This window comes from Variovorax sp. J2L1-78, from assembly GCF_030317205.1.
Classification (GTDB): Bacteria; Pseudomonadota; Gammaproteobacteria; order Burkholderiales; family Burkholderiaceae_C; genus Variovorax; species Variovorax arabinosiphilus.
The window spans coordinates 300,498-314,546 of sequence record NZ_JASZYB010000003.1 but is presented as its reverse complement, the minus strand read 5'-3'; the positions used below and the strand labels follow the sequence as shown (position 1 = coordinate 314,546).

The 14,049-nt window shown below is 63.3% G+C and carries 9 protein-coding genes and 4 tRNA genes; all 13 read right to left on the bottom strand.

What is annotated here, in order from left to right; translation table 11 throughout:
* Positions 1-96: 96 nt before the first annotated feature.
* The 13 genes from rpoC to QTH86_RS19895 all read right to left on the bottom strand — a co-directional run bounded on the left by rpoC (position 97) and on the right by QTH86_RS19895 (position 14,016).
* Positions 97-4,326 carry a DNA-directed RNA polymerase subunit beta' gene (gene rpoC, locus QTH86_RS19955; RefSeq protein WP_286647967.1) on the bottom strand — a complete coding sequence of 1,410 codons (4,230 nt, stop codon included), beginning with the start codon at positions 4,324-4,326 and terminating at the stop codon, positions 97-99.
* A gap of 21 nt (positions 4,327-4,347) precedes the next feature.
* Complete coding sequence (rpoB, locus tag QTH86_RS19950) at positions 4,348-8,472, bottom strand: DNA-directed RNA polymerase subunit beta (protein ID WP_286647966.1); 4,125 nt, start codon at positions 8,470-8,472, stop codon at positions 4,348-4,350.
* Positions 8,473-8,722: 250 nt separating this feature from the next.
* Positions 8,723-9,100, bottom strand: coding sequence for a 50S ribosomal protein L7/L12 (gene rplL, locus QTH86_RS19945; RefSeq protein ID WP_286647965.1), 378 nt, complete (start codon positions 9,098-9,100; stop codon positions 8,723-8,725).
* A 44-nt stretch (positions 9,101-9,144) separates the two neighbouring features.
* On the bottom strand, positions 9,145-9,675 hold the full coding sequence (rplJ, locus tag QTH86_RS19940) for a 50S ribosomal protein L10 (protein WP_262076741.1): 531 nt from the start codon (positions 9,673-9,675) through the stop codon (positions 9,145-9,147).
* A 252-nt stretch (positions 9,676-9,927) separates the two neighbouring features.
* Complete coding sequence (gene rplA, locus QTH86_RS19935; protein WP_286647964.1) at positions 9,928-10,626, bottom strand: 50S ribosomal protein L1; 699 nt, start codon at positions 10,624-10,626, stop codon at positions 9,928-9,930.
* Complete coding sequence (gene rplK, locus QTH86_RS19930; RefSeq protein ID WP_219211526.1) at positions 10,627-11,058, bottom strand: 50S ribosomal protein L11; 432 nt, start codon at positions 11,056-11,058, stop codon at positions 10,627-10,629.
* Between the two features lie 142 nt (positions 11,059-11,200).
* Positions 11,201-11,806 carry a transcription termination/antitermination protein NusG gene (gene nusG, locus QTH86_RS19925; RefSeq protein WP_286647963.1) on the bottom strand — a complete coding sequence of 202 codons (606 nt, stop codon included), beginning with the start codon at positions 11,804-11,806 and terminating at the stop codon, positions 11,201-11,203.
* Complete coding sequence (gene secE, locus QTH86_RS19920; protein WP_286648407.1) at positions 11,807-12,190, bottom strand: preprotein translocase subunit SecE; 384 nt, start codon at positions 12,188-12,190, stop codon at positions 11,807-11,809.
* Positions 12,191-12,324: 134 nt separating this feature from the next.
* A tRNA-Trp gene (locus QTH86_RS19915) sits at positions 12,325-12,400 on the bottom strand.
* Positions 12,401-12,409: 9 nt separating this feature from the next.
* Positions 12,410-13,603 (bottom strand): elongation factor Tu, encoded by a 1,194-nt coding sequence (gene tuf, locus QTH86_RS19910; protein WP_286647092.1) that lies wholly within the window; start codon positions 13,601-13,603, stop codon positions 12,410-12,412.
* A 75-nt stretch (positions 13,604-13,678) separates the two neighbouring features.
* Positions 13,679-13,753, bottom strand: a tRNA-Thr gene (locus QTH86_RS19905).
* A gap of 38 nt (positions 13,754-13,791) precedes the next feature.
* Positions 13,792-13,865 (bottom strand) — tRNA-Gly (locus QTH86_RS19900).
* Between the two features lie 65 nt (positions 13,866-13,930).
* Positions 13,931-14,016 (bottom strand) — tRNA-Tyr (locus QTH86_RS19895).
* Positions 14,017-14,049: the final 33 nt, after the last annotated feature.

Genomic DNA, 14,049 nt, shown 5'->3' with positions numbered 1-14,049 from the left:
GCGCGCCACGGGGAACAGAACCATAAAAACGCCCCCGGTCCGCGAACGGACAGGGGGCGTCTGGGGGCCGGTCATGGCCTGTGGATCAGCGACCGGTTACTCGGTCGCAGCACCTTCGCTGGCATCGACGGTGCTCGCATCGTCCGAGCCGTTGCCGGCCAGTTCGGCGGCTTCGGACTCGGCGATGGCGCGGCGCTCGGCCTCGTCCATCTGGTCCTTCGCGCGGCGTGCCTGGTGGTACGCCATGCCGGTGCCGGCCGGGATCAGACGACCCACGATCACGTTTTCCTTCAGGCCGCGCAGCTCGTCGCGCTTGCCCATGATCGCGGCTTCGGTCAGCACGCGCGTCGTTTCCTGGAAGGACGCCGCGGAGATGAACGAGTCGGTCGAGAGCGATGCCTTCGTGATACCGAGCAGCAGGTTGGTGAACGTCGCGGGGATCTTGCCTTCGGCGCGCAGGGCGTCGTTGGTGTTGAGCATTTCGCTGCGTTCGACCTGTTCGCCCGAGATGTAGTTCGTGTCGCCGATGTTGTCGACCACGACGCGGCGCAGCATCTGGCGAACGATCACCTCGATGTGCTTGTCGTTGATCTTCACACCCTGCAGGCGGTACACGTCCTGCACCTCGTCCACGATGTAGCGCGCCAGTTCTTCCGAACCCAGCAGGCGCAGGATGTCCTGCGGATCCGCCGGGCCGTCGACCACGGACTCGCCCTTGTTCACCACCTGGCCTTCGTGCACCAGGATGTTCTTTTCCTTCGGCACGAGCTCTTCGTAGACGCCGCCTTCGGGGTCGGTGATCTGCAGGCGCAGCTTGCCCTTGGTCTCCTTGCCGAACGACACGGTACCGGTCATCTCGGCCAGCATGCCCTTGTCCTTCGGCGAGCGGGCTTCGAAGAGTTCGGCCACACGCGGCAGACCGCCGGTGATGTCGCGCGTCTTCTGGCCTTCGACCGGGATGCGGGCCAGCACTTCGCCGGGGCCCACGTCCTGGCCGTCGCGGATCTGCACCAGTGCGCCGATCGGGAAGCCGATCGTCACCGAGTGGTCGGTGCCGGGGATCTTCACCTCAGCGCCGGAGGCGTCGATCAGCTTGACCTGCGGACGCACGACCTTGGCAGCGCCGCGGCGCTTCGGATCGATCACGACCAGGGTCGACAGACCGGTGACCTCGTCCACCTGCTTGGCGACCGTGAGGCCTTCCTCGACGTTCTCGAACTGCGTCTTGCCAGCGAACTCGGTGATGATGGGACGCGTCAGCGGGTCCCAGTTGGCGAGGATGAAGCCGGCCTTGACCTGCTGGTCGGCCTTCACCGCCAGGATGGCGCCGTACGGCACCTTGTGGCGTTCGCGCTCGCGACCATGTTCGTCGTGAATGATGATTTCACCCGAACGCGAGATCACGACCAGCTCGTTCTTGCTGTTCGTCACGTAGCGCATCGTGGCGTTGAAACCGATCGAACCGTTCGACTTGGCTTCCACGCTGGAGGCGATCGCCGCACGCGACGCCGCACCACCGATGTGGAAGGTCCGCATCGTCAGCTGCGTACCGGGTTCACCGATCGACTGGGCAGCGATCACACCGACGGCTTCGCCGATGTTGATCAGGCCGCCACGGCCCAGGTCGCGGCCGTAGCAGGTCGCGCAGATGCCGAAGCGCGTCTCGCACGTGAGCGCGGTACGCACCTTGACCTCGTCGACGCCCTGGGCCTCGAGCATCTCGATGTTGTCTTCGTCGAACATCTCGCCGGCCGCGAGCAGCACGGCCTGGGTTTCGGGGTGCAGCACGTCGTCGGCAGCGGAACGGCCGAGGATACGGTCGCGCAGCGATTCGATGACTTCACCGCCTTCGACGATGGCGCGCATCACGTAGCCGCCGTGCGTGCCGCAGTCCTGCTCGATCACGACCAGATCCTGCGTCACGTCGACCAGACGACGCGTCAGGTAACCCGAGTTCGCGGTCTTCAGCGCGGTGTCGGCCAGACCCTTACGGGCACCGTGGGTGGAGATGAAGTACTCCAGCACGTTCAGACCTTCGCGGAAGTTCGCGGTGATGGGCGTCTCGATGATCGAGCCGTCGGGCTTGGCCATCAGGCCCCGCATGCCGGCGACCTGACGGATCTGCGCGGCAGAACCGCGTGCACCCGAGTCGGCCATCATGTAGATCGAGTTGAAGGACTCCTGCTCGACGTCCTTGCCGTGGCGATCGATGACCCGTTCCTTCGACAGCTTGGACATCATGACCTTCGACACTTCGTCGCCGGCCTTGCCCCAGATGTCCACCACCTTGTTGTAGCGCTCGCCGGAGGTCACGAGACCGGAGACGTACTGCTGTTCGATCTCCTTCACTTCCTTGGCCGAACGCTCGATGATGCCGTGCTTCTCGGCGGGCACCAGCATGTCGTCGATGGCAATCGAGATACCGGCCTTCGTCGCGAGACGGAAACCGTTCTGCAGCAGCTTGTCGGCGAACACCACGGTCTCTTTCAGACCGCACTTGCGGAACGAGACGTTGATGAGCTTGGAGATTTCCTTCTTCTTGAGCGCCTTGTTGATGTTCGAGAACGGCAGGCCCTTCGGCAGGATCTCGGACAGCAGCGCGCGGCCCACGGTCGTGTCCACCAGGGCAGTCGACGGCGTGAATTCGCCGGTTTCCTTGTCCTTGGTGTACTCCGTGATGCGCACGGCGACCTTGGCGGTCAGCTCGACCTCGTTGGCGTCGAGTGCACGCTGGACCTCACCGATGTCGGAGAAGATCAGGCCCTCGCCCTTGCCGTTGATGCGGTCGCGGGTCGTGTAGTACAGACCCAGCACCACGTCCTGCGACGGCACGATCGACGGTTCGCCCGACGCCGGGAACAGCACGTTGTTGGAGGCCAGCATCAGCGTGCGGGCTTCCATCTGCGCTTCCACCGACAGCGGCACGTGGACGGCCATCTGGTCGCCGTCGAAGTCGGCGTTGAACGCCGCGCAGACGAGCGGGTGCAGCTGGATCGCCTTGCCTTCGATCAGGATGGGTTCGAAGGCCTGGATGCCCAGACGGTGCAGCGTCGGCGCACGGTTGAGCATCACCGGGTGTTCCTTGATGACCTCTTCCAGGATGTCCCACACGACCGGCGTGCCGGATTCGACTTCCTTCTTGGCGGCCTTGATCGTCGTCGCGATGCCCATGGCTTCGAGGCGCGAGAAGATGAAGGGCTTGAAGAGCTCGAGCGCCATCAGCTTGGGCAGGCCGCACTGGTGCAGCTTGAGCGTCGGGCCCACCACGATGACCGAACGGCCCGAGTAGTCCACGCGCTTGCCCAGCAAGTTCTGACGGAAGCGACCGCCCTTGCCCTTGATCATGTCGGCCAGCGACTTCAGTGCGCGCTTGTTGGCGCCCGTCATGGCCTTGCCGCGACGGCCGTTGTCCAGCAACGAATCGACCGCTTCCTGCAGCATCCGCTTTTCGTTGCGCGCGATGATTTCCGGGGCCTTGAGCTCCAGCAGGCGACGCAGACGCGAATTGCGGTTGATGACGCGGCGGTACAGGTCGTTCAGGTCCGACGTGGCGAAGCGGCCACCGTCCAGCGGCACCAGCGGACGCAGGTCCGGCGGCAGCACGGGCAGCACTTCGAGCACCATCCACTGGGGCTTGATGCCCGACTTGCGGAAGGCTTCCAGCACCTTGAGGCGCTTGGAGTTCTTCTTGACCTTGACTTCGGAGCCGGTCAGGTCGCCGCGCAGGCGCTCGATCTCGCTGTCCAGCTCGATGCCTTCCAGCAGGTCCTTGATGCCTTCGGCGCCCATCTTGGCGACGAATTCGTCGCCGAATTCCTTGCGCTTCGTGTCGTAGTCGTCCTCGGACATGATGCTGAACTTCTTCAGCGGGGTCATGCCGGGGTCGGTCACCACGTAGGCTTCGAAGTACAGCACGCGTTCGATGTCGCGCAGCGTCATGTCGAGCACCAGACCCAGACGCGACGGCAGCGACTTCAGGAACCAGATGTGGGCGCAGGGCGCGGCCAGGTCGATGTGACCCATGCGCTCGCGACGCACCTTGGTCTGCGTGACTTCAACGCCGCACTTCTCGCAGATGACACCGCGGTGCTTGAGGCGCTTGTACTTGCCGCACAGGCATTCGTAGTCCTTGATGGGCCCGAAGATCTTGGCGCAGAACAGGCCGTCGCGTTCGGGCTTGAAGGTGCGGTAGTTGATCGTCTCGGGCTTCTTCACTTCGCCGAAGGACCACGAACGGATCTTCTCGGGCGAAGCCATGCGGATGCTGATGGCATCGAAATGCTCATCGGGCGTGAATTGCTTGAACAGGTCGAGTAATGACTTCATGGGACTCTTTCCTTGTCTTGCTTATGAACGTTCGAGTTCGATGTCCAGGCCCAGGGAACGGATTTCCTTGACCAGCACATTGAACGATTCCGGCATGCCGGCTTCGATGGAGTGTTCGCCCTTGACGATGCTCTCGTACACCTTGGTACGGCCTTGCACGTCGTCGGACTTCACCGTCAGCATTTCCTGCAGGACGTAGGCGGCGCCGTAGGCCTCGAGCGCCCACACTTCCATTTCGCCGAAACGCTGGCCGCCGAACTGGGCCTTGCCGCCCAGCGGTTGCTGCGTGACCAGCGAGTACGGGCCGGTCGAGCGGGCGTGCATCTTGTCGTCCACCAAGTGGTGCAGCTTCAAGAAGTGCATGTAGCCCACGGTGACCGGACGCTCGAACTGGTCGCCGGTGCGGCCGTCGTACAGGTAGGCTTGCGTGCGGGTGTCGGTCAGGCCCTTGAGCTTGGCGATCTCGTCCGGGTAGGCGAGCTGCAGCATGCCGCGGATTTCTTCTTCCGTGGCGCCGTCGAACACCGGCGTGGCGAAGGTCACGCCGTTCGACAGGTTGCTGGCCATCTCGACCACTTCACCGTCGCTCAGCTTGCTCAGGTCTTCCTTGCGGCCCGAGCCGTTGTAGAGCTTGTCGAGGAAGGCGCGGAGTTCCGCGATCTTCGCTTCGGCCTGCAGCAGGTCGCCGATGCGCTGGCCGATGCCCTTGCCGGCCCAGCCCAGATGCACTTCGAGCACCTGGCCCACGTTCATCCGCGAAGGCACGCCCAGCGGGTTCAGGCAGATGTCGCACGGCGTGCCGTCGGCCATGTGAGGCATGTCTTCGACCGGAACGATCTTCGACACCACACCCTTGTTGCCGTGACGGCCGGCCATCTTGTCGCCCGGCTGCAGGCGGCGCTTGACGGCCAGGTAGACCTTGACCATCTTGAGCACGCCTGCGGGCAGCTCGTCGCCCTGCGTGAGCTTCTTGCGCTTTTCTTCGAACGCGAGGTCGAAGCTGTGGCGCGTCTGCTCGAGCGAGTTCTTGATCGACTCGAGCTGCGAAGCCACTTCGTCGTCCGCCGGGCGGATGTCGAACCAGTGGAACTTCTCGATCGACGACAGGTAGGCCTTGTCGAGCTTGGTGCCCTTGGCCAGCTTGTTCGGGCCGCCGTTGGCCGCCTTGCCGGTCAGGAGCTTCTCGATCCGGTCGAACGCGTCGGCTTCGACGATGCGCAGCTGGTCGTTCAGGTCCAAGCGGAAGCGCTTGAGCTCATCGTCGATGATCTGCTGGGCGCGCTTGTCGCGCGTGATGCCTTCGCGGGTGAACACCTGCACGTCGATCACGGTGCCTTGCGAGCCCTGGTCCACGCGCAGCGAGGTGTCCTTCACGTCGGAAGCCTTCTCGCCGAAGATGGCGCGAAGCAGCTTCTCTTCAGGCGTCAGCGTGGTCTCGCCCTTCGGCGTGACCTTGCCCACCAGCGTGTCGCCCGGCTGCACTTCGGCGCCGACGTAGATGATGCCGGACTCGTCGAGGCGGTTGAGCTGCTGCTCGGCCAGGTTCGGGATGTCCCGCGTGATTTCTTCGGCGCCCAGCTTGGTGTCGCGGGCCATCACCACCAGTTCCTCGATGTGGATCGATGTGTAGCGGTCTTCGGCGACGACGCGTTCGGAGATCAGGATCGAGTCTTCGAAGTTGTAGCCGTTCCACGGCATGAAGCCGATCAGCATGTTCTGGCCGAGGGCCAGTTCGCCGAGGTCGGTGGACGCACCGTCGGCCACCACGTCGCCCTTGGCGATCTTGTCGCCGCGCTTGACGATCGGGCGCTGGTGGATGTTGGTGTTCTGGTTCGAACGCTGGTACTTGATCAGGTTGTAGATGTCCACACCGACTTCACCGGCCGCTGCTTCGGCGTCGTTCACGCGCACCACGACACGGGTCGCATCGACGTAGTCGACGATACCGCCGCGGGTCGCGGTCACCACGGTGCCCGAGTCGACCGCGGAAACGCGCTCGATGCCGGTACCGACGAAGGGCTTCTCGGGGCGCAGCACCGGCACGGCCTGGCGCTGCATGTTGGCGCCCATCAGCGCGCGGTTCGCATCGTCGTGCTCCAGGAAGGGCACGAGCGAGGCCGCCACCGACACGATCTGCGCGGGCGAAACGTCCATGTACTGGACGCGCTCTGCCCCCACCAGGATCGACTCGCCGGCTTCACGCGCGGAGACCAGGTCGCCGGTCAGCTTGCCGTCCTTGTCCAGGGCCGCGTTGGCCTGGGCGATGACGTACTTGCCTTCTTCGATGGCCGACAGGTAGTCGATGTCCATCGTGACCTTGCTGTCGACCACGCGACGGTACGGCGTCTCGATGAAGCCGTATTCGTTCAGGCGGGCGTACAGGGCCAGCGAGTTGATCAGGCCGATGTTCGGGCCTTCGGGCGTTTCGATCGGGCAGACGCGGCCGTAATGGGTCACGTGCACGTCGCGCACTTCGAAGCCGGCGCGTTCACGCGTCAGACCGCCCGGGCCAAGGGCCGACACGCGGCGCTTGTGGGTGATTTCGGACAGCGGGTTCGTCTGGTCCATGAACTGCGACAGCTGCGAGGCACCGAAGAATTCCTTCAGCGCGGCCGAGATCGGCTTGCTGTTGATCAGGTCGTGCGGCATCAGCGGCTCTTGCTCCGCTTGACCCAGACGTTCCTTCACGGCCTTCTCGATGCGGGCCAGGCCGGTGCGGTACTGGTTCTCGGCCAGTTCGCCGACGCAACGCACGCGGCGGTTGCCCAGGTGGTCGATGTCGTCGACTTCGCCGTTGCCGTTGCGCAGGTCGACCAGGATCTTGACGACATGCAGGATGTCTTCGTTGGTCAGCACCATCGGGCCGGTCGACTCGTCGCGGCCGACCTTGGCGTTGAACTTCATGCGGCCGACGCGCGACAGGTCGTACGTGTCCGGGTTGTAGAACAGGCGCTGGAACAAGGCCTGCACGGCGTCTTCCGTCGGCGGTTCGCCGGGACGCATCATGCGGTAGATGGCCACGCGCGCGGCGAACTCGTCGACGGTTTCGTCGATGCGCAGCGTCTGCGAGATGTAAGCGCCCTGGTCCAGTTCGTTCGTGTAGATGACCTGGATGTCCTGCACGCCGGCGGTGCGCAGCTTCTTGAGCAGTGCTTCGGTCAGCTCGTCGTTGGCCTTGGCCAGGATTTCGCCGGAGTCGGCGTCGACGATGTTGCGGGCGACCACGCGGCCGACCAGGAAGTCTTCCGGCACGCTGATGTGGGTCGTGCCCGACTGCTCGAGTTCACGCGTGTGGCGCGCGGTGACGCGCTTGTCCTTGGCGACCACGACCTTGCCCGACTTGTCGGTGATGTCGAAGCGCGCGACTTCGCCGCGCAGGCGCTCGGAGACGAACTCCATCTGCGCGCCGCTGTCCATCAGGCGGAAGTTGTCGTTCACGAAGAAGTTCGCGAGGATCGATTCCGGGTTCAGGCCGATGGCCTTCAAGAGGATCGTGACCGGCATCTTGCGACGGCGGTCGACGCGGAAGTACAGCATGTCCTTCGGGTCGAACTCGAAGTCGAGCCACGAGCCGCGGTAGGGGATCACGCGGGCCGAGAACAGCAGCTTGCCCGAGCTGTGCGTCTTGCCCTTGTCATGTTCGAAGAACACGCCCGGCGAACGGTGGAGCTGCGACACGATGACGCGCTCGGTGCCGTTGATGATGAAGGAGCCCTTCTCGGTCATGAGCGGCACTTCGCCCATGTAGACCTCTTGCTCCTTGACTTCCTTGACCACCTTCGACTGCGAGGTCGACGACTCGCGGTCATAGATGATGAGCTGGACCTTGGCGCGCACGGCCGACGCGAAGGTCAGGCCCCGCGTCTGGCACTCGCGCACGTCGAACGCCGGTTTCGCCAGGTTGTACTCGAGGAACTTCATCTCCACGAAACCGTTGTGCGAGACGATCGGGAACGCGGCGTCGAACGCGGCCTGCAGGCCTTCGACCGTGCGCTTCTGCGGCGCGATGCCCGCTTGCAGGAACGCGGTGTACGCGTCCTTCTGCATCTGCAGCAGGTAGGGGATTTCAACGACGCTGTCGCGGCTGCCGAAATTCTTTCGGATGCGCTTGCGTTCGGTGTAACTGTACGTGGACGTTTGGGCCATGAGAGCTCCGGTGCTTGAGATCTTGCGCGACTTGTCAGCAGCGCTTTCGCGCCACTGCTTGGCGGCTGGCCACTACCAGCCGTTGGCGGACAGTGATGCGTTGCACATCACCCGAACCAAGGGGTCTTCTGCAGTCGGGGTCAGAAGACACTCAAAAGCCGCGTCGCGACGTCGGCTTGTGGGTGCGCTCTGAAAGCGGCAAAGGCTGGAGGGCTCTTTCGAGCACCTCCAGCCCTTCAGGGAGACTGAATTACTTCAGTTCCACCTTGGCGCCGGCATCTTCCAGCTTCTTCTTGGCGGCTTCAGCGTCAGCCTTCGACAGGCCTTCCTTGACGGCCTTGGGAGCGGCTTCCACCAAGTCCTTGGCTTCCTTGAGGCCCAGGCCGGTGATTTCGCGCACGGCCTTGATCGCCGACACCTTGTTCGCGCCAGCATCCATCAGCATGACGTTGAATTCGGTCTGCTCTTCGGCCACAGCGGCGGCAGCGCCACCGCCAGCACCGGCGGGTGCCGACATTGCAGCGGCGCTCACGCCGAACTTCTCTTCGATGGCCTTGACCAAGTCGTTGAGTTCCAGGACCGTCATGCTGTCCAGCGCGGTCAAAAATGCGTCTTTATCGAATGCCATTTTGGTTTCCTAACAATTGGGTTGAATTTCTCGAACGCAAGGCTTTAAGCAGCTTGCGCTTCGGCCGGAGCCTCGGCCGGTGCTTCGCCACCACCACGCTTCTCGGCCAGCGCCGCGAGAACGCGGGCGGTGCGGGAAATGGGGGATTGCATCAAGCCCAGCAATTGCGCCAGCAGCACTTCCTTCGAAGGGATGTTGGCCAGTTGCTTCACGCCATTGACGTCCAGGGCCTTGCCACCGAATGCACCGCCGCGGATCACCAACTTGTCGTTGGTCTTCGCGAAATCGGCCACCACTTTCGCGGCGGCCACGGCGTCTTCGGAGAAGCCATAGATCAGCGGACCGGTCATCTGGTCGCCGACGATCTCAAATGCGCTTCCGGCGACAGCACGGCGTGCCAGCGTGTTCTTCAACACGCTGAGCGTCACGCCCTGGCTGCGCGCGGTATTGCGCAATTTGGTCATGTCAGCCACCGTGATACCACGGTATTCCGCCATCACGAGCGTTTGAGCTTTTGCGGCGAGGCTGGTCACATCACTGATGACCGCTTCTTTCTCACTGCGATTCAGACTCAAGGTCTACTCCTTTTAATGCGTCCTTCGGCCGGGGCCTCGAGACGCGCTACATGCAGCGACCAACTGTTTCGGAAACGGATTCCTTGCAGCGGGATCGCCATCTGCGCTGGTGAGTCCCCGAGGGGATTCGATTAAGTGCAGCGAACTGCACGCCAGCGGTCTTGGATGGCCCAGCGCGCCCGTCATCCGAAGACGACGCCGCGCTGGCCCACCACATCGCCGCACCTCGAGAGGCGCGGCAAATTCTTCAGATCAGCTCTGTGCGATCGACTGGGTGTCGACGCGCACGCCGAGGCCCATCGTCGACGACACGGCGACCTTGCGCAGATACACGCCCTTGCTGGTTGCCGGCTTGGCCTTGACCAGCGCATCGATCAGCGCAGCCAGGTTGCCCTGCAGCTTGTCGGTGTCGAACGAGCGACGGCCGATCGTGCCGTGCACGATGCCGGCCTTGTCGACGCGGAACTGCACCTGACCGGCCTTGGCGTTCTTCACGGCCGTGGCGACGTCCGGCGTGACGGTGCCGACCTTCGGGTTGGGCATCAGGCCGCGCGGACCGAGGATCTGACCCAGCGTACCGACGACACGCATGGCATCGGGGGCAGCGATCACGACGTCGAACGGCATGTCGCCGGCCTTCACCATGGCAGCCAGGTCGTCCATGCCGACGATGTCGGCACCGGCGGCCTTGGCTTCTTCCGCCTTGGCGCCCTGGGCGAACACGGCGACGCGCTTGGTCTTGCCGGTGCCATTGGGCAGCACGACGGCGCCACGCACGACCTGGTCCGACTTCTTCGCGTCGATGCCCAGCTGCACGGCCACGTCGATGGACTCATCGAACTTGGCGGTGGCGGCTTCCTTGATGAGACCGATCGCATCGACCAGCGCGTACAACTTGTTGCTGTCGACCTTGCCGACGAGCGCTTTTTGCTTCTTGGTGAGCTTGGACATTTACACGCCCTCCACAGTCACGCCCATCGAACGGGCAGAGCCGGCGATGGTGCGAACGGCGGCATCCAGGTCGGCTGCCGTCAAATCCTTCATCTTGGCCTTGGCGATCTCTTCGAGCTGAGCGCGCGTGATCTTGCCGACCTTGGTGGTGTGCGGCGTGGCCGAACCCTTGTCCAGCTTGATGGCCTTCTTGATCAAGGTGACCGCGGGCGGCGTCTTGATGATGAAGGTGAAGCTCTTGTCCGCGAACGCGGTGATGACCACCGGCAGCGGCAGACCCGGCTCGACGCCTTGGGTCTGGGCGTTGAACGCCTTGCAGAACTCCATGATGTTCAAACCACGCTGGCCCAGTGCGGGACCGATGGGTGGTGACGGGTTGGCCTTACCAGCTGGCACTTGCAGCTTGATGAAGCCGACGATTTTTTTCGCCATGCTTTGCTCCTTGCGGGTGATAACGCCTCGGCACTCGGCCGCGGCTCCCCGGGGTTGACGACTCTAGGGTGACGTTTCCTGCCGAGTCGGGAGGCAGGAAACCGGGAGGGCGGCACCGAAGCGTTCGGTGCCGCCCGCTGAATCAGGTCTTCTCGACTTCCGCGAAGCCCAGTTCGACCGGGGTGGCGCGTCCGAAGATCATCACGGACACACGCACCTTGTTCTTGTCGTAGTTCACTTCTTCCACGGTGCCGTTGAAGTCGGTGAACGGGCCTTCCTTGACGCGCACGAACTCACCGACGGTGAACTCGACCTTGTGGCGCGGCTTCTCGGTGCCCTGCTGCATCTGGCTGACGATGTCCTCGACCTCTTTCTGCGAGATCGGGGCCGGGCGGTTTTTCGCGCCGCCGACGAAACCCGTCACCTTGTTGGTGTGCTTCACCAGGTGCCAGCTCTCGTCGTCCATGATCATCTCGACCAGGACGTAGCCGGGAAAGAAGCGGCGCTCGGTGGTGCGCTTCTGGCCGTTCTTGATCTCGACGACTTCCTCGGTCGGCACCATGATGCGGCCGAACTTGTCCTGCATCGCCGCGCGGTTGATGCGTTCGGTGATGTTGCGTTCGACCGCCTTTTCCATGCCGGAATAGGCATGAACGACATACCAGCGGAAGTCCGGGTTGGTCGGGGCGGCCAGCACCGGGGTGCTTTCCGGCGTGGCTTCCGGGGTGGTTTCGACAGCGTCAGTCATTTATTTTCTCCAGCCCAGAATGAGGTCGAAGAACACCCACTCGAGGGTCTTGTCGGTCGCCCACAGGAAAATCGACATGATCGCCACGAAAGCGAACACGTACGCCGTCATCTGGATGGCTTCCTTGCGGGTGGGCCAGACGACCTTCTTGACTTCGCGCCAGGCATCGCGGCCGAAGGCCCACAGCTGCCGTCCGCTTTCGGAACTCGCAAACGTGCCCACGGCTGCCGCCAGACCGACGAGCAGCGCGACCCACTGCACCAGCGCACCCTGGCGCGACAGCAGGTAGAAGGCCACGACCGCGCCCACGGCCAGAACGACCGCTGCAGCCAGTTTGGCTTTGTCGGCGCCGGTGCTCACGGTTTCGATTTGAGAGGTGGCCATTTCGGCTGATTTCCTGCGGCCTTGCGGCCTTCGATTCAAAGTGTCTCTTGAGACGGCGAAGCCCATCGGGTCACGATGGGCTTTTTAGCCTCGCCATCGGGTCAACCGATGGGCTTGTCAGGGTGCCACCTGAGTGGCAGGGGCAGTAGGAATCGAACCTACAACCTTCGGTTTTGGAGACCGACGCTCTGCCAATTGAGCTATACCCCTGTGCAATCCTTAGATATCGAGGATCTTGGCCACGACGCCCGAACCCACGGTGCGGCCGCCTTCGCGGATGGCGAAGCGCAGGCCTTCTTCCATGGCGATCGGGTTGATCAGCTTCACGGTGATGCTGACGTTGTCGCCAGGCATGACCATTTCCTTGTCCTTGGGCAGCTCGATCGCGCCGGTCACGTCCGTCGTGCGGAAGTAGAACTGCGGGCGGTAGTTGTTGAAGAACGGCGTGTGGCGGCCGCCTTCGTCCTTGCTCAGCACATAGACTTCAGCGGTGAAGTGCACGTGCGGCTTGATCGAACCGGGCTTGCACAGCACCTGGCCGCGCTCGACTTCTTCGCGCTTCGTGCCGCGCAGCAGCACGCCCACGTTGTCGCCAGCCTGGCCCTGGTCCAGCAGCTTGCGGAACATTTCCACGCCGGTGCAGGTGGTCTTGACGGTCGGGCGGATGCCCACGATCTCGATTTCCTCGCCGACCTTGATGATGCCGCGCTCGACAGCACCGGTCACGACCGTGCCGCGACCCGAGATCGAGAAGACGTCTTCCACAGGCATCAGGAAGGTGCCGTCCACGGCGCGCTCGGGCGTCGGGATGTAGGTGTCCAGGGCGTCGGCCAGCTTCATGATGGCTTGCTCACCCAGCGGGCCCTTGTCGCCTTCCAGGGCGAGCTTGGCCGAGCCGTGGATGATGGGGGTGTCGTCGCCCGGGAATTCGTACTTGTCCAGCAGCTCGCGCACTTCCATTTCGACCAGCTCGAGCAGCTCGGCGTCGTCGACCATGTCGCACTTGTTCAGGAACACGATGATGTAGCCCACACCCACCTGGCGTGCCAGCAGGATGTGTTCACGGGTCTGGGGCATCGGGCCGTCGGCGGCCGAGCACACCAGGATGGCGCCGTCCATCTGGGCGGCGCCGGTGATCATGTTCTTCACATAGTCGGCGTGGCCGGGGCAGTCGACGTGGGCGTAGTGGCGGTTGGCCGTTTCGTACTCGACGTGCGCGGTGTTGATCGTGATGCCGCGGGCCTTTTCTTCGGGCGCCGCGTCGATCTGGTCGTACGCCTTGGCTTCGCCGCCGAACTTGGCCGACAGAACGGTCGCGATCGCCGCCGTCAGCGTGGTCTTGCCATGGTCAACGTGACCGATCGTGCCCACGTTCACGTGCGGCTTGGTGCGGGTGAATTTACCTTTTGCCATTTTCTCGACTCCGAAAAAAACGAGATCAACACATTCACATGGGGCCGCACGCGCGACGGCTGCAACCCCGAAATCTGGTGCCCTTTGCGGGAATCGGACCCGCGACCTCTCCCTTACCAAGGGAGTGCTCTACCACTGAGCCAAAAGGGCAATCAACACCGAAGACACCAACCAGGAACCGGGTCTCATGGAGCGGGAGACGGGAATCGAACCCGCGTCATCAGCTTGGAAGGCTGGGGTTCTACCATTGAACTACTCCCGCATCGGGGGCATTTCAAGGCACCCAAAGCGCTAGATCCAATCGCTCCTAGAAACCAAATTCATCGCTGGTGGAGAGGGCTGGATTCGAACCAGCGTACTCGTAAGAGGGCAGATTTACAGTCTGCTGCCATTAACCACTCGGCCACCTCTCCGGCGAACCTCGAAATATAGCACGGTTTGATGTC

Bases quoted from the DNA above. Each gene is read 5' to 3' on its own strand.
- rplK (WP_219211526.1), bottom strand. From the start codon at position 11,058: ATGGCGAAAAAAATCGTCGGCTTCATCAAGCTGCAAGTGCCAGCTGGT.
- secE (WP_286648407.1), bottom strand. From the start codon at position 12,190: ATGGCCACCTCTCAAATCGAAACCGTGAGCACCGGCGCCGACAAAGCC.
- rpoC (WP_286647967.1), bottom strand. From the start codon at position 4,326: ATGAAGTCATTACTCGACCTGTTCAAGCAATTCACGCCCGATGAGCAT.
- rplL (WP_286647965.1), bottom strand. From the start codon at position 9,100: ATGGCATTCGATAAAGACGCATTTTTGACCGCGCTGGACAGCATGACG.
- rpoB (WP_286647966.1), bottom strand. From the start codon at position 8,472: ATGGCCCAAACGTCCACGTACAGTTACACCGAACGCAAGCGCATCCGA.
- tuf (WP_286647092.1), bottom strand. From the start codon at position 13,603: ATGGCAAAAGGTAAATTCACCCGCACCAAGCCGCACGTGAACGTGGGC.
- rplA (WP_286647964.1), bottom strand. From the start codon at position 10,626: ATGTCCAAGCTCACCAAGAAGCAAAAAGCGCTCGTCGGCAAGGTCGAC.
- nusG (WP_286647963.1), bottom strand. From the start codon at position 11,806: ATGACTGACGCTGTCGAAACCACCCCGGAAGCCACGCCGGAAAGCACC.